19 protein-coding genes and 1 pseudogene are annotated in these 17,427 nt (G+C 43.9%); 9 read left to right on the top strand and 11 right to left on the bottom strand.

The window, feature by feature from the left end; translation table 11 throughout:
• Positions 1 to 82: 82 nt before the first annotated feature.
• A complete protein-coding gene (locus AK965_RS01915; RefSeq protein WP_099078021.1) occupies positions 83 to 427 on the top strand; it encodes a DUF3802 family protein in 345 nt (114 codons plus the stop codon).
• Positions 428 to 493: 66 nt separating this feature from the next.
• Here the strand turns inward: AK965_RS01915 and AK965_RS01910 are convergent, their stop codons facing one another.
• Complete coding sequence (locus tag AK965_RS01910; protein WP_172438047.1) at positions 494 to 988, bottom strand: C40 family peptidase; 495 nt, start codon at positions 986 to 988, stop codon at positions 494 to 496.
• Positions 989 to 1,376: 388 nt separating this feature from the next.
• Between AK965_RS01910 and AK965_RS01900 the strand changes: the two genes are divergently transcribed.
• The 4 genes from AK965_RS01900 to AK965_RS01885 all read left to right on the top strand — a co-directional run bounded on the left by AK965_RS01900 (position 1,377) and on the right by AK965_RS01885 (position 3,132).
• Entirely contained in the window at positions 1,377 to 1,793 is a 417-nt protein-coding gene (locus tag AK965_RS01900; RefSeq protein WP_099078019.1) for an NUDIX domain-containing protein, read from the top strand.
• A complete protein-coding gene (locus AK965_RS01895; protein WP_099078018.1) occupies positions 1,790 to 2,242 on the top strand; it encodes a hypothetical protein in 453 nt (150 codons plus the stop codon). The genes AK965_RS01900 and AK965_RS01895 overlap by 4 nt, the downstream gene beginning before the upstream one ends.
• Positions 2,243 to 2,501: 259 nt before the next feature.
• Positions 2,502 to 2,882 carry a hypothetical protein gene (locus AK965_RS01890; protein WP_099078017.1) on the top strand — a complete coding sequence of 127 codons (381 nt, stop codon included), beginning with the start codon at positions 2,502 to 2,504 and terminating at the stop codon, positions 2,880 to 2,882.
• A gap of 28 nt (positions 2,883 to 2,910) precedes the next feature.
• Positions 2,911 to 3,132 (top strand): hypothetical protein, encoded by a 222-nt coding sequence (locus AK965_RS01885; protein WP_099078016.1) that lies wholly within the window; start codon positions 2,911 to 2,913, stop codon positions 3,130 to 3,132.
• A gap of 81 nt (positions 3,133 to 3,213) precedes the next feature.
• Here the strand turns inward: AK965_RS01885 and AK965_RS01880 are convergent, their stop codons facing one another.
• Positions 3,214 to 4,014 carry a sterol desaturase family protein gene (locus AK965_RS01880; protein ID WP_099078015.1) on the bottom strand — a complete coding sequence of 267 codons (801 nt, stop codon included), beginning with the start codon at positions 4,012 to 4,014 and terminating at the stop codon, positions 3,214 to 3,216.
• 112 nt (positions 4,015 to 4,126) lie between these two features.
• Here AK965_RS01880 and AK965_RS01875 point away from each other — a divergent pair, with 112 nt between their 5' ends.
• Together AK965_RS01875 and nagK are read left to right on the top strand one after the other, a co-directional pair.
• On the top strand, positions 4,127 to 4,882 hold the full coding sequence (locus AK965_RS01875) for a tRNA-uridine aminocarboxypropyltransferase (RefSeq protein ID WP_099078014.1): 756 nt from the start codon (positions 4,127 to 4,129) through the stop codon (positions 4,880 to 4,882).
• A gap of 162 nt (positions 4,883 to 5,044) precedes the next feature.
• Positions 5,045 to 5,953 (top strand): N-acetylglucosamine kinase, encoded by a 909-nt coding sequence (gene nagK / locus AK965_RS01870; RefSeq protein ID WP_099078013.1) that lies wholly within the window; start codon positions 5,045 to 5,047, stop codon positions 5,951 to 5,953.
• A 166-nt stretch (positions 5,954 to 6,119) separates the two neighbouring features.
• On the opposite strand, the gene AK965_RS01865 is transcribed toward nagK, so the two are convergent.
• From AK965_RS01865 to AK965_RS01840, 6 genes are all read right to left on the bottom strand, one after another.
• Positions 6,120 to 6,386 (bottom strand): DUF2960 domain-containing protein, encoded by a 267-nt coding sequence (locus AK965_RS01865; RefSeq protein ID WP_099078012.1) that lies wholly within the window; start codon positions 6,384 to 6,386, stop codon positions 6,120 to 6,122.
• Between the two features lie 72 nt (positions 6,387 to 6,458).
• On the bottom strand, positions 6,459 to 8,237 hold the full coding sequence (locus AK965_RS01860) for a bifunctional molybdopterin-guanine dinucleotide biosynthesis adaptor protein MobB/molybdopterin molybdotransferase MoeA (RefSeq protein WP_099078011.1): 1,779 nt from the start codon (positions 8,235 to 8,237) through the stop codon (positions 6,459 to 6,461).
• Positions 8,234 to 8,821 (bottom strand): molybdenum cofactor guanylyltransferase MobA, encoded by a 588-nt coding sequence (gene mobA, locus AK965_RS01855; RefSeq protein ID WP_172438041.1) that lies wholly within the window; start codon positions 8,819 to 8,821, stop codon positions 8,234 to 8,236. Before mobA ends, AK965_RS01860 begins: the two co-directional genes overlap by 4 nt.
• Positions 8,799 to 9,518: an energy-coupling factor ABC transporter ATP-binding protein gene (locus tag AK965_RS01850; RefSeq protein ID WP_099078009.1), complete on the bottom strand. Its 720-nt coding sequence runs from the start codon at positions 9,516 to 9,518 to the stop codon at positions 8,799 to 8,801. Before AK965_RS01850 ends, mobA begins: the two co-directional genes overlap by 23 nt.
• Positions 9,519 to 9,560: 42 nt before the next feature.
• Entirely contained in the window at positions 9,561 to 10,259 is a 699-nt protein-coding gene (locus tag AK965_RS01845; protein WP_099078008.1) for an ABC transporter permease, read from the bottom strand.
• A 6-nt stretch (positions 10,260 to 10,265) separates the two neighbouring features.
• Positions 10,266 to 11,084, bottom strand: a complete 819-nt coding sequence (locus tag AK965_RS01840; RefSeq protein WP_099078007.1) for a substrate-binding domain-containing protein — start codon at positions 11,082 to 11,084, stop codon at positions 10,266 to 10,268.
• A gap of 347 nt (positions 11,085 to 11,431) precedes the next feature.
• On the opposite strand from AK965_RS01840, the gene AK965_RS01835 reads away from it, so the two are divergent.
• Positions 11,432 to 12,883 (top strand): sigma-54 dependent transcriptional regulator, encoded by a 1,452-nt coding sequence (locus AK965_RS01835; RefSeq protein ID WP_099078006.1) that lies wholly within the window; start codon positions 11,432 to 11,434, stop codon positions 12,881 to 12,883.
• Complete coding sequence (locus AK965_RS01830) at positions 12,873 to 14,909, top strand: HAMP domain-containing sensor histidine kinase (RefSeq protein ID WP_099078005.1); 2,037 nt, start codon at positions 12,873 to 12,875, stop codon at positions 14,907 to 14,909. The genes AK965_RS01835 and AK965_RS01830 overlap by 11 nt, the downstream gene beginning before the upstream one ends.
• A 124-nt stretch (positions 14,910 to 15,033) precedes the next feature.
• Here the strand turns inward: AK965_RS01830 and AK965_RS01825 are convergent.
• The 3 genes and pseudogenes from AK965_RS01825 to AK965_RS01815 form a co-directional block, all read right to left on the bottom strand.
• Positions 15,034 to 15,231, bottom strand: a pseudogene (locus AK965_RS01825) (hypothetical protein); the annotation flags it as partial.
• 291 nt (positions 15,232 to 15,522) lie between these two features.
• Positions 15,523 to 16,917, bottom strand: coding sequence for a glutamate decarboxylase (locus AK965_RS01820; protein WP_099078004.1), 1,395 nt, complete (start codon positions 16,915 to 16,917; stop codon positions 15,523 to 15,525).
• A 167-nt stretch (positions 16,918 to 17,084) separates the two neighbouring features.
• Positions 17,085 to 17,363: a hypothetical protein gene (locus AK965_RS01815; protein ID WP_099078003.1), complete on the bottom strand. Its 279-nt coding sequence runs from the start codon at positions 17,361 to 17,363 to the stop codon at positions 17,085 to 17,087.
• Positions 17,364 to 17,427: the final 64 nt, after the last annotated feature.

The following is a 17,427-nucleotide window of genomic DNA, read 5'->3' as shown; positions in this document are numbered from 1 at the left end:
TTAATGAAATTTTCTCTGCATGTTTTACTATTGAAACGATTTCGCTTTCATCTTCGAAGGCTTGCAAAAATGGAGAAAAGCAGTGGTTGTAGAGACTGATGGATATCTTGCTCTTATTGAGCACCTTTCACTCAATTTAGACATTTTTACTTCAGAGCTTGGTGATACTGGTACAGAAAGCATCGAAGATGTTGCGACAGACATGGTTGCCTCTAACATCATGGCGATTTTTGAGCAAAACCCCGAATTACACTCAAGTGTGCGCTTTAAATTGCTAAAAGAAGCGGATGCAGTGGTTGAAGATCTTGGTGAGGTGTTGGCTGGTGTTTGGGGCAAAAAAGCGACTAACGAACAAATCGCTTTTTTAGATGAGTATATCGCTTTAGTGAAGAACTTATTCGATACCGCCGTTGCGACTTACGACTAATTAGCGACTTCTGATCATAAAAGGGAAGAGTAATCCGATCTTATCCCTATTTCTTTTCGATAAGGGTTACATTGTAACTCTTCTTACTTGCCAAAATTTCGAGGCCCAGTAAGGGCTATCGATTCTCGAAATTATTACGCCTTTTGACGTAGAAGCGTGCATGAATTGCTTGTTCCCCAGATAGATGCCTACATGGTAAGTCGTTCTGTTTGTCTTAAAAAATACTAAATCACCTTGCTTAGCATCAGACCAACTCAGCTTGACGCCTTGTTTTGACTGCTGCTGCGTTGTTCTTGGCAATGACATTTGGTATGCCTCAATAAACGCTTTCTGTACGAATGCTGAGCAATCAATGCCCGATTTTTTTGTGCCGCCTAAGCGATAAGGTGTGCCGTACCATTCGTTGTAGAATTGGTATAAATCAGGGGTTTCAGATCGTAAATGCTGTTTAGATATCGATGTTGTCTGTTGCGCTTCTGAATTAGTCTCGGGTCCGGAAGAGCAAGCGGCCAGTAGCAGGCTAATAATTAAAGGAAAAAAACTGCGACGCATAACATTCACCTGCCTTCCTTTCGGCTTCTTAACGGAAATATTTGAGCAATAAATGTGTACAGCGAACCTCATGATAGTCTCTTTTGTTGGACTGTTAAAATGGCTATGCCGCTGGTATTCATTGCCTCAGGGTCTCAGTTTAAGATTTTTAACTATCGCCGCAATAGTTATTACTTTTCCTGTCTTAAATTTCCAAACAATGATGCAAATCGAGTATGAATTTTCGTTATTTGGAATTCAATCACACTTCGCTATCGGATCTCTGACTTCTCGCGTCCAAATACGTAAATATATTGTTAACAACTTAATGCAAATAAGAGTGGCTCACATGTTTTAATGGTTGTAATTCAATCTCGAAAAGTTAAGTTCATATTACGCCAGTGGAAGGAATCGTTCGGTGATGAATAAAGTCTGTCCTATTGTTTTTCGGAATGAAAATCGCGAAATATTATTGTTTGAACATCCACTGGCTGGCGTGCAACTAGTAAAAGGAACGGTTGAGAAGTTTGATCAGGATTTACTGAGGGCTGCTAGGAGAGAGCTTGAGGAAGAGTCGGGGATCCGACAAGTGCTGGAATCGCGTTATTTATGTCAGTGGCAAAGTGACTTTCAAAACCAAACTTGGCATTTTGTATTGTGTATTTGTGGCGAATTACCCGAACAATGGCTGTTTCACACCCTTGATGATGGAGGGCACGACTTTGCATTCTTTTGGCACGATATAAACAAAGATATTTCATCAAAAGCTCATCCAGTCTTTCAAAGGGCATTGGTGAAAGTGAGACAAATGATTAGCCAAGGAGATCTAAAATGAGGCTCGAAGTTGGCGGAGACACAACTGCATCATCGCTCAAACGTCTGTCAAAAAATGACGTCAAAATGAACCTGTTTGCGCAGCAGTTACTGGAAGATGGTGCCGTTCATGTTTCTAGGCAAGCTGAAATCATCAAGGTAACGATCAAAACACCGTTTGAATTTGGCCTTTATTTTGGTGCGATACTTGACGAACTCATCCAAAAAATGAAGCAATGTGGATTATCGGTATGTCCAATTGAATTCACGCTATATCTGCGATTACAAGATCTTGCGCTCTGTCTAGGGGAGTACCTGGCTGTTGATTCCTCACCAATTTCAGAAGATGAAAGTTATCCGCGGGGTATCTATATCAGAAATCTAGAAGATGGTTTATGGTTAAGAGGGTTCCGAAGTTCGGTCGATTTTACTTTTCCTCCTTCAATGAACTTTGTATTTATCAATTCTTAATTCTAGAGGTTAGGCAACATGGGAGCCATTCAGTAACCACGTTCCAATTCATTTAAGAATCAGACGGTTTGAATGAGACGAATAGCTATAGCAAACACTATACTTATAGAAAAGGATAATGCGAAACGGATCAAAGCGTAAATTTCGAACACTTCACGTGTCGAATAAAAGCTTTCTTGCTCTCAAAAATACACATCAAATTATTAATATTTTGCCCATTTATATATGCTTTGCGCATTCATTAAGATAAGGAAGGGAAATGGATAAGTTCGTGGTGTTTCTCCTATGCCTTTACCTCACTTTCAGTGGTGTTATCCACATCTATGACAACATTATCGACGGTTTTTTACCTTATAACTTTGCTCCGGGCTGGTTGAACGCATATTGGAGTGCTTTAGGGCTATTTAGTTTACTGGCAGTGTACCTGTTGATTACACATCGCCGTTCAGGGATCGTATTAATGATCTTTATTCTGCTTAGCAAAGTTGCTTTCAACTCGTATGCATACTACGTCCTTGATGTATTAGAAAGCAGTCGTCTTTTACAGTGGCAAACACTACTGCTTGGATTTTCAATTGGTGTGTCTATTTGGCTGTGGAATTCTCAAAAGGCCCGCCACTCTCGCCATATATTCCGCTAACACTGATATTTCTCAACAAGGATTCGTTATGAACAACGTTAAGGAGCTCATGAGTTTCGGAATTTTTTTGCAGCGCTTACTGGTTTCAGCTTTAGCGCTGTCTTTTTTTTGCATTGCGTTTCTGTATAAGTCAATAAGTCATCAACAAGACATTCGCATGACCACAATAGCGGCGATTATCTTCGGTATTGTTGGTTTATTTGTTGGCATAACACAGTCGAACAAGAAGCGTCAGTCAATAAGCGTTTAAAATCACATACCCGATAAAATATTCAAAAGTGGCCGATCATGACTTTCATGACGACCTTTTTCTTGTAAATCTGAGTTCAAGTCAATAACGAAACGGTTGAGTGATTAACTTATCCAAACGTTGTTCTTGATAATCACGAATTTCAGGCACGCCTATCACCATATTTTTATGCCCTAGCTCTGGCTGTGCGCGGTAAGTATTAAACCAGCGATCCCAAACGGACAGGAAAAATCCAAAATTCGAGTGAGTTTCTTTGACGATTATGGAGTGGTGTACGCGATGCATATCTGGTGTCACAACAAACTTACGGAGTATTGCGTCAATAGAAAGAGGCAGTTTAGCATTGCTGTGATTGAACATCGCACTTGCATTAAGTACGATCTCAAACACCACGATGGCAAAGGGTGAGACACCCATAGCAAACACAGCGGCGATTTTTACGATCATTGAAAGGATAATTTCAATCGGGTGGAAGCGCGTACTTGTTGTAACATCCACATCTAAATCTGCGTGATGCATGCGATGGAGTTTCCACAATGGCTTGAAGCGATGAAACGAGAGATGTTGAAGGTAAATGATCAGATCGAGCAACATAATTGCAATAAAGCTGGCTAGCCAATCGGGTAAAGCAAGCTGGTGTAATAAACCCCATTGTTTATCGTTGGCAATAATGGCAGCTTGAAACGCCACCATTGGCATGAGTAAAATAATGGTCGCGCTATTTAACGCAGCTAAAGAAAGGTTGTTGATCCAGCGAAACCAGCGCGGCACAGTGAGCACTCTTCTAGGCAGTTTGTTTTCCCAAATCGTACAAAGTAGTAACACCGCAATAAAGATGCTAAGCCTAAACCAAGATGGGGCATTAATCACGAGTTCTGTCATTGGTTACTCCCTGTATCATTGTCCGACTGATATTGGCTAAGTTCATTGCCTTGAGGTTGCTAGGGGATAGAAGTAGAATCGCGCTCTACTTTTTAACTGGCATTTTTCATTCATGAGAATTCACGCTTTCCATCGTTTATACCAGTACCGTCAATCTATCTCAACAAAGCCGTTCAACGCTCGTGGTTGTAAAGTGGTTCGCTGCCCATATTGTCAGGTTTCTGAGTCATTTTGTTTGTGCGATATTCAACCGAACATCGAATCTAATATCGCGTGTATGCTGATTGTATCGGAAAATGAAGTGTTCAAGCCAAGTAATACGGGCCGTCTTATTGCTGATACGATTCAAGAGACCTACGTGTATCAATGGAATCGTACGGAACCTTCTCAAGAAATGCTGGCGCTACTAAAGAACGACGCTTATCAACCTGTCGTTGTTTTCCCAGCAGACTATGTGGATGAACCCGAGCGTTTATTGGACGGTTTGAATCCAGAGCGTCTTAAGGTATCCGATGGCTCGGACAAAAAATGGTTGTTGATCTTCATCGATGGCAGTTGGCGCGAAGCGCGTAAGATCTTCCGCCGCTCAGAGTTTCTTAAATCTTTGCCTGTGCTTTCTATTGAGCCGGAATCACTGTCTGAATACATTATGCGTCGCTCAGACAATGAGCAGCATCTATCTACGGCAGAAGTGGCGACGTTAGTATTCAAACAAGCGGGAGAAGAGCAAGCTTCAGAGTGTTTGCAATTGTGGTTTGAAGCCTTCCGTGAAACCTACATGCTGACGAAAACACGCATTAAAACCGATCACACAAGACCACAGCTGAAACGTTTCAAGGAATGGGCGAAAATCGAGAGCTCACTCTAAGGAATGAACTTTTGTTGGTGGCTTGTTGTGCAACTGGCTTGAACGAGAGGATAAATCTGGATTGGGTCACGGTTTGCAGGCGTACAGATATGGATAATGTTTAAAGTTTGACTCCATTAACTATTTTTTGGGAGTCGGTTGAGCATTTTAGGAGAGAATCGCATGTATTACGGCTTTGATGTCGGTGGCACTAAAATTGAGTTTGGTGCGTTTAACGAAAAACTTGAACGTGTCGCAACCGAGCGCGTACCAACACCAACAGATAACTACGATTTGTTAGTAGAAACCATTGCTGGCCTAGTAAACAAATACGATGCTGAGTTTAGTTGCGAAGGTAGAATTGGCCTAGGTCTTCCGGGTATGGAAGCTGCCGATGATGCAACGGTGCTTACGGTAAACGTACCTGCAGCGAAAGGCAAACCACTTCGCGCCGATCTTGAAGCGAAAATCGGTCGCTCAGTAAAAATTGAGAACGACGCGAACTGTTTCGCACTGTCTGAAGCATGGGACGAAGATCTTCAAAACGAACCATCAGTACTTGGACTGATACTCGGTACAGGTTTTGGTGGCGGCTTTATCTTTGAAGGTAAAGTGTTCTCTGGTCGTAACCACGTGGCAGGTGAGGTGGGCCATACTCGCCTTCCTCTTGACGCTTGGTTCCATCTTGGTGACAACGCTCCTTTGCTTGGGTGTGGTTGTGGCAAGAAAGGCTGTCTAGACAGCTACTTATCTGGTCGTGGTTTCGAGCTGCTTTATGCGCATTACTATGGTGAAGAGAAGAAGGCGATCGATATCATCAAAGCTCATGCAGAAGGCGAAGCAAAAGCTGTTGAGCATGTTGAACGCTTTATGGAGTTTCTTGCGATTTGCTTTGCGAACCTATTTACCGCGAATGACCCCCATGTAGTGGTATTAGGTGGGGGCCTATCTAACTTCGAACTGATTTATGAAGAGATGCCAAAACGCATTCCTAAGTACCTGCTTTCTGTAGCGAAATGTCCGAAGATCATCAAAGCGAAACACGGTGATTCTGGCGGCGTACGTGGCGCTGCGTTCCTAAACATTAAATAGATCGTCTGAGTTTTCGTTACGCGAAAACACATAAGACCAGCATTGAAAGCCTCGTTTCCTGTTAAGGTGAAACGGGGCTTTTTATTTATAGAGAACGAACAAAAAGAACATGTATAAAAAACTCGCGACGAATAGCGAGTTTTTGTTTTGGTCTGTGTAGCTTGGCTTATTTGTTCTTTTTACCGACGCCCAAGTTTTCTTTTTGAGCCAGAGTAATTTTAGTGAAGCCAAGCTTTCTAAAGTGGTTGTCACGGTAGTTACGTACCGCTTTTGTGTCAGAAATCGCTTCGATTTGCTGTTCCATCTTTAGGTATTCAGATATATCGATGCCTTCCGCTTCTGCTACCGCTTCATGAATATTGTGGTGCTGCTGGTAAGAGAACGTCAGTTCTTTGTCTTGATCTTTGTATGTATAAAGAATGGTGCGAGCCATAGCTGTCTCTCTGAAAGGTTTTCTGTGATAGACAAAGGTCAGACTCGCTGACCTTTGAATGCTGATTTTGGCTTAGATTCTGCCTTGAAGTGGAATAATTGTCACGCTTTCTCCCGCTTTTACTGTGTCGACAGCAGGGGAGATCTCGATAAGACAGTTTGCTTCACTCATAGAGCGCAGAATGCCTGAGCCTTGCTTTCCCGTTGTGCGAACCGTTAGGCGACCTGTTTCATCTAGCTCGTAGATACCGCGGCTAAATTCGGTACGACCTTGGCGAGAGCGTAGATTTTCTGTGGCAATGGCGCTGACTTTAAGTGGTTTCCAGCCTTGTTCGCCTTGCATCTTACGCAGCGCTGGCTCAACAAAGTTAATGAATGACACCATCACAGCAACAGGGTTACCTGGAAGACCAAAGAAAGGCTTGTTATTGATCTGGCCAAACGCCAGTGGGCGACCCGGACGCATATTGATGCGCCAGAAATCAATCTGACCAAGCTTGTCCAATGCAAGCTTGATGTAATCGGCATCGCCAACCGATACACCACCAGAGGTCATTACCACGTCTGCTTGTGAAGAGGCGTTTTCTAGCGCGTCAATCATTCGCTGTTCGTTGTCTTCTAGAATACCGAAATCCAAAATTTCACAGCCTAGTTTTTCCAGCATGCCCATAATGGTAAAACGGTTTGAATCGTAGATAGAGTTCGGCTTTTGCTCGGTTCCGGGCGCTTGAACTTCGTCACCGGTAGAGAATACCGCGACTTTCAACTTGCGGAATACATGCGCGTTACCAAAACCAAGAGACGCAATCATGCCCATCTCGGGAGAGGCGAGTCGAGTCCCTGCGGTAAACACGTTGCTACCAAATTCTAAGTCTTCACCCGCTTGGCGAACGTTTTGGCCCGCCTTAATACTCGCACCATTAAACGTGACCACATCACCGTCTTGCGAAGCTTGTTCACGCATTATTACAGTGTCGCCATTGATAGGCATTGGGGCACCTGTCATTATCTTCACCGCTTGACCAACTTCAAGAGCTTGGTCATAAGCGTGACCTGCGAGTACTTCAGCAACCACTTGGTAGTTGTCGCGCTCAACGTCATCGCCACGGATCGCGTAACCGTCCATCGCTGAGTTGGTGTATTGCGGAACGTTCACAGGAGACACAACGTGGTCTGCTAGCACACGACCGTACGCATCTTCAATCTTGCATGCTTCTGTGTCTGTAACGGTATTAACCAAAGACAGGATCTTTTCTTGTCCTTGAACCACAGAAAGAAAAGCTGGTGAGAGTGTGTCGCAACAAGCGGCTTCTTTCTCTTTGATCTTTGGCGCATTCGCCGTTTGAACATATTGAAGAACGAACTGAGCGATGGCATCGAGATCGTTGATGTTCATTTGTGGCAGTTCAGAATCTAACGTGGCACTGTCTGATGCAACCGCGATGATGTTTTCATCATGCGGGTAAAGCCAAGGTTTGCCCACTTCTTCACGATGCAATTCGATTTTAGGAAAAGCAATGTTTTTGCAGCCCTCAACTAAAACCACATCGAGTTTATCTTGATCAAAGCGCGTCAGTAAGTAATCGAATTCTGATTCCGATTCAGGCGTTTCTGTCATTAAAGCATAACGGTTACGAGACGAGATCAGCATTTGTGATGCGCCGGCTTTGCGTAAGCGGTGGCTGTCTTTGCCTGGTTGGTCAACATCAAAGTTGTGGTGCGCGTGTTTCAGCATACCGATGCGAAGACCTGCATCGGTCAACTTTGGAAGTAATGCTTCAAGCAAAGTGGTTTTGCCTGTACCAGAGTAGGCAGCAAAACCGAGAATAGGGATGTTTAGCGTGTGTTTCATGATTCTAGTTGTCCAAATTGCGCCAGTTCTTCAGGAGTATTTAGGTTGACGAAACAGTTTGGCGAGTCGCTAAAGTCAACGTAACTGGTGTTGCACTCTTTGTAGAGTAGGATGATCTTACGATCGCCACGTTCTAAAAACTCAGTCAGTTTTGGCAGCACACGCTTGTTATACAGTGTAAAAACGGGCTGTTGGTAGTTGCCATCGTGTGCAACCAAAATGTCACTGTCTTCCTTCGCCGCTTGGCAGAAACGCTTAACCAAATCATCGTTTATGTATGGGCTATCACATGGCACAAAGCCAACCCATTCGGTTTCTGCGTGAACTAGGCCTGCGTGGATTCCTCCCATCGGACCAGGATAGTCTTTGAACTGATCGCTGAATACGACGCCAAATTTACGGTAAGCGTCGTGATTTCGGTTTGCATTGATTAGAATGCGTGACGTTTGCGGGGATAAACGTTCGATAACGTGTTCAATGAGTGGCTTCTGACTCAATTCAATCAGACCTTTATCTTTTCCACCCATACGGCTGGCTTGACCACCAGCCAAAATGACCCAACTAGTTTGTGTTGGCTGAAGCATATGCGTTCTCTTGGGATCTTTCTTTTGGTATGACATACAACAGTGGAGACTCTACCAAAGTCTTCTCTTTAATCCACCACTGTTTTTTACATAAATCCGTCAATGCGTTTGCTTGGTGACTTGTGATCACGAGGCTTGAACCACGATCAAGCAGATCTTTTGCCATGACCACAAGGCGTTCAATGGATTCTTGATCGAGAGAAGCACTCGGTTCGTCCATTAATAGGATCGATGGTTTTAGTATCCAAGCTCTCGCCATGGCAACGCGTTGCTTTTCCCCGCCAGATAAAACAGAAATATGTTCATCAGCTAAAGTTTCCAAGCCAACCATGCGTAATGCATTGATGACTTGTGCTCGTTTATCATTCGCGGTGTTTTGTTGATATTTCACGCCATAAACAACATTGTCATAGACAGTGCCATCGAATAGGTAAGGAGACTGATGGAGGTAAATAACATCGACACGGCCACTACGACGCGTCCATTTTTTTAACCAAGTATCTTTTGGGGCGACAACGTTACCCGTCGACGCTTTCAAGAGGCCTGCTAAGATTTTAAGTAGAGTCGTTTTACCAACGCCATTATCACCCTTTAGGTAAATCGCATCGTTTGGTCCAATCGCAAGTTCAGGGATGTGAAAAAGCACACGTTCCTTAAATCGCATGGACAATTGCTCGGCGGTTACTTTAATAGTCATAATACACCCTATATTGGGTTGAAGGCGAGTCGATTGCTTGCTTCATGTTCTTAGATAGCCTTTACCTCTCATGCTTGATAAGAGGAAGTTCAGCGCTAACGCTAACGATAGTAATACAATTCCGAGCGCAACGCCTTGTGCAAACGCACCTTTGCTGCTTTCCAATGCAATTGCAGTGGGTATATTTCGTGTCACACCCATAATGTTGCCTCCAATCATCATTGAGCAGCCAACCTCCGTTACGATGCGTGAAAACCCAGCAATGACCGCTGCCATAATAGGAAAGCGAGTCTCCCAGATCATAGTTGTAGCGATACGTGGCATAGATACGCCTAACGTAATGGCGGTTTCAACAACGCGGCGATCACTCGATTGCAACGCACCGTGCATCATCGACACTAGCACGGGGAAACAGATGATCATTTGACCCAATATCATGGCCTTCTGGGTGAACAGCATTTGCCAACCTCCCCAAGGGCCTGCGCGCGATAGCAACATGTAAAGCAATAAACCAATCACAACGGTCGGTACGGCTTGCAAGGTGTTTACGAGCGACAGCAAAAACCATTTACCACGAAAGTCGGTGTAGGCGAGAACGAAAGACACCAAGATTGATGGCAACACCACTAAAGATATTGCCGTAATAGAAACACTAAAGGAGACCGCAACGATCTCCCATAGGTCTGCATCAAAATTCACTAATAAGCGCAGGGCTTCTAGCGTCGTATCAGCAAGATTCATACTGCGTTATTGGCTCTCAGCATTTGCGACAAATAACGGTTTGCCATTTAGGCGGAAGCTATTAATTAGTTCCTGACCACGAGGGTTAACCAGCCAATCACTGAATGCTTTCGCACCTTGATAATTGATGGTTGGGTAACGCTCAGGATTCACCAAAATAACTTGGTATGGGTTGAACAGTGCTTTGTCCCCTTGGAATAAGATTACAAGATCCAACTTATTTTGATAAGCCAACCATGTACCACGGTCTGACATGGTGTAACCTTGCATCTCTGCCGCCATGTTTAGCGTTGGCCCCATACCTTGACCTACGCTGCGGTAGCCTCCAAAGCTAGGTTCCATTTTCGTTTGTGCCCAGATACCCAGTTCTTTTTTATGGGTACCTGAATCATCGCCACGAGAAATGAAGATCGCATCTTTATTAGCAATCTCTTTGAAAACCTCGAAGACCGTTTTGTCGTCGTTAACTTGAGCAGGATCCGATTTAGGGCCTACGATAACAAAATCGTTGTACATGAGTTTGCGCGGAAGTACTCCATAGCCGTTCTCAACAAACACGCTTTCTGCTTTTGGTGCGTGTGTGATTACTAAGTCAACGTCGCCGTTTTCACCCATTTTCAGCGCTTTACCAGTACCTGCTGCGATGATATCGACTTTGTAACCTGTGTCCTTTTCAAATTGTGGAAGTAAGTAATCTAAAAGACCAGAGTGGTAAGTACTGGTTGTCGTTGCCAGGCGAATATGTTCGCCTTCTTGAGCTGAAATAGCCGAGTAGCTTACAAGTGTGATTGACGTTGCGGCCAAAGTTAGCGCAATTTTATTCATTTTTGTTGTTTCCTTTCCAATGATTCTCTGTTTTCTATGGGTATGAGGAACATTCAGCTAACGCTAGAGTGTCAAAGCGCGCTCAAATCACAAGCCACGTTAGAAGACGAGACTCCGCGATGGCAAAAAAGAAATTCGCATTCTCATATGGCTTTAAATCTTTATAGCAAACAAGCTAAGCAAACAAAATGCCAACATTTTATAATCTAAATATGTGCGAATTACGCTCGAATTGATGGACTTGTTTGCACTAAATCTTATGTTGGTACAAAATGTCTCACTCATTATAGAGCGTATCGTTTTAAAATTGGTACACTCTGTCCCATAAGATTCCAACTGGGGTAAATATGTCTACTCACTCCCATATTAGTACAAACCAACAATACAATGCTTTTTCAGTACTGGTTGTTGATGATGAATTGGGCATGCAAGCTATTCTTAAAAAGGCACTGGGCAAACTTTTTTCCCATGTCGATACCGTTGGCAGTATTGAAGAAGCCGAATCATTACGTAACTCACGTCACTATGATTTGATTCTATTGGACATCAACTTACCGGGACGTTCAGGAATTGAATGGGAAGAAGCGTTTGAAGATGATGACAAACGTGCAGACATCATCTTTATGACAGGTTATGCCGATCTGGAAACCGCCATTCGCGCCCTTCAACTTGGTGCTTCGGATTTTATTCTAAAACCGTTTAATCTTGAACAAATGTTGAAAGCGGTTGCTCGCTGTATGGATCGTCGTTTGAACGAACGCATGCAATATGCGATGAAGCGTGATTATCAACGTCATTATACTTCCGAAATCATCGGTGGCTCAGAAAAGACTCGTCAGCTTAAACAATTGATCACACAGTTTGCGCCTTCTCGTGCTTCGGTACTTATTGAAGGCGAGTCCGGGACTGGCAAAGAGTTGGTTGCCAGAGGCATTCACCAAGCCAGTGAACGCTCAGGACCTTTTGTACCACTAAACTGCGGAGCGATCGCTCCAGAGTTGTTAGAGAGTGAACTGTTTGGCCATACGTCTGGTGCATTTACAGGGGCGAAGAAGTCTCGGGAAGGTCTTTTCCGTGTTGCTAACGGTGGCACGCTATTTTTAGATGAAATTGGAGAAATGCCACTGTCGATGCAAGCTTCTTTGCTGCGCGTATTAGAGCAGCGAAGCATCCGTCCGGTTGGCTCTGAAAGAGAGGTCAGTATTGATGTTCGCATCGTTGCGGCTACCAATCGTAATCTTCAAGAAGAGGTTAATAAAGGTAACTTCCGTAGTGACTTGTATTACCGCTTAAACGTACTAAAGATAGAAGTCAGTCCGCTACGAGAGCGTAAAATGGATCTGCTAGAGCTTGTCCCTTATTTCAGCAATATGCTGACTGGTGAACTGGGTATGCAAGCGCCTAAATGGGCCCATGAAGACATGGAGGCTATGACTGAATATGAATGGCCAGGTAATATCCGTGAGCTTAAAAACTTGATCGAACGCTGCATTTTGTTAGGCAAACCTCCGGCGCACCATTGGCGTGAACTGAACGGTGGTCACGTACTTCCCAATGTTTCGGTTACCGTTTCCAACAGTGCGGAGTTACCAACGTTCAAAGAAAAGATAACGTTTACAGGAGAAGGTTATCCAAATAGTTGGACGCTCAAACAGGTAGAAAAAGCCCATATACAGCAACTGGTGAGTTTACACGAAGGCAATAAATCGGCGGCGGCTCGTGATTTGGGCGTAGCACGTAAAACGCTGGAACGTAAATACAAAGAGTGGGATGGCGAGGATGAGGATTATGCCGAATAACTCTTACTACACCGGCGTTTCAAAGTGGTCGCACCGTTTTAAAACGATGGTGCGCTATCGGTTGTTGATGCTGACGTCAGCGCCGATTTTTCTTACTTTGATCGCGTTGATTGGTATTACCGTTTATTGGTCTATTCATTACACTTGGCAAAATGCGTTGCTTGATGTGTCGGAGCGTCTTGGCGTTGCTAACAACAGCATCACTCTTTTACAGCAGAAACAAGCGAATTACGTAAATTCGTTTGCGGATTCATATGGTTTTCGAACACGGGTGAATCAGGGAATGCCAACGGCGCAATTACAAACTTGGGTAACGAAGCAGAAGCAACGCTATGATTTAGACTTTTTGTCATTCCAGCGTGTGAACTCTATTGAGAATAAAATGCGCTTTATGGATCTCACCAAACGTGAGTCGTTCTTTGATGTACTCGATAAATCAGAACTCGAGCGCCTCGACCCAGATTTAGCGAAGTGGGCTGAAGTTCCAATTTTAAGAAACGGTGAAGTTGAAGTTCGGGGTTTGGTTAGCCGTACGGTGATCCCAGTATATAACCAAGTGGGTGATTTAATCGGCTTTTTAGATGGCGGCATCTTACTAAATAACAGCACCGTTTTGGTTGATCAAATTCGCGATCTTATCTATCTGAGTGACAACGACTGGCTACGCCCTGTCGGCACGCTGACGGTTTTTCTTGACGATCTTCGCGTCAGTACCAATGTCCCTTTGGATAGCGATCAACGTTTGGGGCGTGCAATCGGTACGCGGGTCAGTTCGGAGGTTTACAACACCGTTTTAAGTGAAGGAAAGCAGTGGGTAGATCGAGCGTATGTCTATGACGCTTGGTACATCACGGCTTACCAGCCGATCAGAGACCAATACGACAATGTCATAGGCATGTTGTATACCGGCTATCTGATGTGGCCTTTCGTTAAAGCGTACATGACTAATATTGTTGAGATCAGCTTTATTACTATGTTGTTGTTGGTGGTGTCTGGGGTAATGGTTTATCGGGGGTCTAGGGAACTGTTTAATCCGATTGAGCACATTCATCGTGTAGTAAAGATGATTCAACTTGGAAAAGAAACGCGTATTGGTCCACTAGACCTTAATGACGAACATGAGTTGGCTCAATTGGCAAAGCAGTTTGATAATATGCTGGACTTGTTAAGGCAACAGAAAAATGAGCTTCAGTTTGCTGCAAATGAGTTGGAAAGGAAAGTACAGCAACGTACCGCGAGTTTAGAGGAGAAAACTGCGGAGTTAGAGCTGCACATTCAGTTACTTAACCAAACTCGGAATAAGCTAGTCGTACATGAAAAGCTCGCTGCATTAGGGGAGTTAACGGCCGGTATCGCTCATGAGATTAACAACCCAAGTGCCGTTATATTGGGTAACGTTGAGTTGATCCAGTTTGAACTGGGCGTCGAGGCGAAACGGGTTCAAGAAGAACTGGATGCGATACATACTCAGATTGACCGTATCCGAAACATTACTCGAAGTCTACTGCAATACAGTCGCCAAGGCGGCGTGCAAGATGAAATTACCTGGCAGCACATCAATCCAATTATTGATGAGAGTATCACTCTTGTAAAAACGGGCACAAAAAAACGCGATATTGAGTTTGTAACTGATCTACATGCGCATACTTCTGTTGAAGTGAACCGACATCACCTACTGCAAATTTTGGTCAATCTTCAAATGAATGCCATCCACGCAATGGATGGCAAAGGAACGCTGACGGTTGTCAGCGAAGATTGGATTGAAGATGGTGAGATAAAAGGCGCGGCGATTCATATCACTGACGAAGGCTGTGGCATTAAACCTGAGAACCTAAGGCGTATCTTCTCGCCGTTTTATACCACTAAGCGCGATGGAACAGGATTAGGGCTTTCGGTTTCACAAAGTATTCTTAGTCAAACCGGTGGTGAGCTAAAGGCTGAATCGGAATGGGGTAAGGGTAGTACATTCAGTATTTATCTCCCTAAGAAGGCTGAGTTACTGCTTGAAGTAACGAATATTGCCTAACATGGCTGTGGCAATAGACGTTTAGAAATCGTCACCTAACAAATCGCGTCGGTCCCTCAAAGAAAAAGGGTCAGTGTTATCGCTGACCCTTTGTGTATCAACTTACTATGGTGGTTTGTTTAACTTAACCTGTATGCACCGCAATTTTTGGCGGGGTGATGCGGTGTTTCTTGAACTCATTCATGTCAACGTAGAAAGGAATCACCACCTGCATATCCAGTGCACCATAGTTACCACTGACCACCACTTCACTTAAAAAAATGGTGTTCGGCATCTTAATGATGTCATCGGTCAGCGCAAGCATGCGCAACGATCGCGCTCCATACATAACGTCGAATCGTTGAAAGACTCAAGGCACTCACTTCTTGGCTTGTGCTAAGGCTATTACGATAAGCAAACTCGAATATAAAGCTAATGGCGATAGAATCGCCTACAACCCACTAGTGAAGAAATAATGTTCATCATCGACTGAGCATTGTAATGCAGGCCAAAACGATTTCAATAGCGTTCAAAAGCCGCTATATGGGAAATAGAGACTTACCGTGATGTTTCAATTAAGGTGAAGCAGGGAAGTAAAAAACTGCCCTGTTGAATTGGCGTTACGAATTAAAATTTAACCGTGATTGAAGTTTGTCGAAGAATCGGCATCACTACCGTTGACCACTGGGTGCTTCTCAAAGAAATCAATACAATGCTGTAAATCAGCTAGCATTAGATTCGCAAGGTCTCGGCTGAAGCCATGACGAACCAAAATACGCATGATGACAAGATCTTCTCTATCAGGAGGCATTGCGTATGCCGCAATTTGCCATCCTCTTGAGCGAATTCGATCGGATAGATCATAGAGGTTAAAGCCTGGATTGACCCCTTTTTTGAGCGACCAACTCAATGCAGGTATTCCCCCCTTACCATTGTATATAATCTCAAACATACCCATCTTATAGATTTCTCCTGCAATATACTGTGCAGTGTCATAACAGGCTTGATGGATCTTAGTGTAACCCTCTCTACCAAGGCGTAGGAAATTGTAATATTGAGCGACAATTTGGCCACCAGGGCGAGAGAAGTTTAACGCAAAAGTGGGCATATTGCCGCCGAGGTAGTTTACGTTAAAAATCAGATCGTTATGAAGTGACTCTGCATCTCGCCATACAACCCAACCGACGCCAAGTGGGGACAAACCAAACTTATGCCCAGAAGCATTAATCGATTTCACGCGTGGTAAGCGAAAATCCCAAGCCAAGTCTGGGTCACAAAATGGAGCCAGAAATGCGCCGCTTGCGCCATCGACATGGACTGGAATATCTAGGCCGGTTTCATGCTGAAGTTTGTCGAGAGCGTCACATACGTCCTTTACTGGCTCATACTCACAAGTAAACGTGACGCCAAGTGTAGGGACAACACCAATCGTATTTTCGTCACAGCGTTTAATGACCTCTTCAGGGGTCATAATGAGTCGTTCGCCTTCCATTGGAATTTCACGGAGTTCAATATCCCAATAACGAGCAAATTTGTGCCAGCAAACCTGAACAGGGCCACAAACCATATTTGGCTTGTCAGTCGGTTTACCCAGTTTTTTCATTTTCTCACGCCAAGCCCATTTTAATGCCATCCCGCCAAGCATGGCCGCCTCGCTAGATCCCGTTGTCGAGCATCCCATAGGATTGTCGGCGCTTGGCGAGTTCCATAAATCTGCGAGCATGTGTACGCAACGGGATTCAATTTCAGCAGTCTGCGGGTACTCATCTTTATCAATCATGTTTTTGTCGATGGACTCGTCCATTAATTTATGGATTTCCTCGTCAATCCAGGTCTGACAAAATGTGGCCAAGTTTTGTCGTGAATTACCGTCCATCATGAGTTCATCATGGACGATTTGATAAGCATGGGTTGCCGATTGCTCATCATCTGGAATTCGATATTTTGGCACTGAAATCGACAAGTCTTTCGATGAATAAACATCATCTTTCAGTGATCCCTTAAGAGTGGATTTTTTATGAAGAGCCATAGGAATTCCTTTTCATGAACGAAGCAATGGTTCGCGGATAAAAAGTAAAAAAATAGGTGCTAGATAGACAATGAAAGAAATGAACGTTGGTACCGATAAAAGTAGCACCAAAATTCATTTCTTTTTGTATGGCATAAATTTTTTAAAATAGAAATAGCACTAAGGCATTAATCATTAACTTCTTTTTTTGCAATTTCACTGACCTTCGCTTGAGGCTGCTTTTGACAACCTTCAACAATATCGTCGATTTCTACAGGGTCGAGTTGATCAATCTCGGTGATACTGTGAGCCGACACAATGTAACCTACGGCAACGGGAATCACAGAATAGTCTTGCACTAGTAAAACGCTGCAATCCATGTCTGCAGCGTTGGTGTGATTGTCAGCAAGCACGGGTGTACCCATAAGAATGAACGATGCACTAATGGCCGAAGCTAAAACTTTCATATTTCACCTCAATATTAATGGTTTTGAGTTTAAACTCAGAAAAATTGTAGTCGGCATATGTGGG

It is taken from the genome of Vibrio sp. PID17_43 (genome assembly GCF_002608565.1).
Classification (GTDB): Bacteria; Pseudomonadota; Gammaproteobacteria; order Enterobacterales; family Vibrionaceae; genus Vibrio.
The sequence above is the reverse complement of the archived record's forward strand: the minus strand, read 5'-3'. Positions and strand labels throughout refer to the sequence as shown.

Bases quoted from the DNA above. Each gene is read 5' to 3' on its own strand.
- AK965_RS01875 (WP_099078014.1), top strand. From the start codon at position 4,127: ATGAGAATTCACGCTTTCCATCGTTTATACCAGTACCGTCAATCTATC.
- AK965_RS01830 (WP_099078005.1), top strand. From the start codon at position 12,873: ATGCCGAATAACTCTTACTACACCGGCGTTTCAAAGTGGTCGCACCGT.
- AK965_RS01890 (WP_099078017.1), top strand. From the start codon at position 2,502: ATGGATAAGTTCGTGGTGTTTCTCCTATGCCTTTACCTCACTTTCAGT.
- AK965_RS01885 (WP_099078016.1), top strand. From the start codon at position 2,911: ATGAACAACGTTAAGGAGCTCATGAGTTTCGGAATTTTTTTGCAGCGC.
- AK965_RS01850 (WP_099078009.1), bottom strand. From the start codon at position 9,518: ATGACTATTAAAGTAACCGCCGAGCAATTGTCCATGCGATTTAAGGAA.
- nagK (WP_099078013.1), top strand. From the start codon at position 5,045: ATGTATTACGGCTTTGATGTCGGTGGCACTAAAATTGAGTTTGGTGCG.
- AK965_RS01860 (WP_099078011.1), bottom strand. From the start codon at position 8,237: ATGAAACACACGCTAAACATCCCTATTCTCGGTTTTGCTGCCTACTCT.
- AK965_RS01820 (WP_099078004.1), bottom strand. From the start codon at position 16,917: ATGGCTCTTCATAAAAAATCCACTCTTAAGGGATCACTGAAAGATGAT.
- AK965_RS01895 (WP_099078018.1), top strand. From the start codon at position 1,790: ATGAGGCTCGAAGTTGGCGGAGACACAACTGCATCATCGCTCAAACGT.
- AK965_RS01840 (WP_099078007.1), bottom strand. From the start codon at position 11,084: ATGAATAAAATTGCGCTAACTTTGGCCGCAACGTCAATCACACTTGTA.
- AK965_RS01865 (WP_099078012.1), bottom strand. From the start codon at position 6,386: ATGGCTCGCACCATTCTTTATACATACAAAGATCAAGACAAAGAACTG.
- AK965_RS01845 (WP_099078008.1), bottom strand. From the start codon at position 10,259: ATGAATCTTGCTGATACGACGCTAGAAGCCCTGCGCTTATTAGTGAAT.
- mobA (WP_172438041.1), bottom strand. From the start codon at position 8,821: ATGCTTCAGCCAACACAAACTAGTTGGGTCATTTTGGCTGGTGGTCAA.
- AK965_RS01880 (WP_099078015.1), bottom strand. From the start codon at position 4,014: ATGACAGAACTCGTGATTAATGCCCCATCTTGGTTTAGGCTTAGCATC.
- AK965_RS01835 (WP_099078006.1), top strand. From the start codon at position 11,432: ATGTCTACTCACTCCCATATTAGTACAAACCAACAATACAATGCTTTT.
- AK965_RS01815 (WP_099078003.1), bottom strand. From the start codon at position 17,363: ATGAAAGTTTTAGCTTCGGCCATTAGTGCATCGTTCATTCTTATGGGT.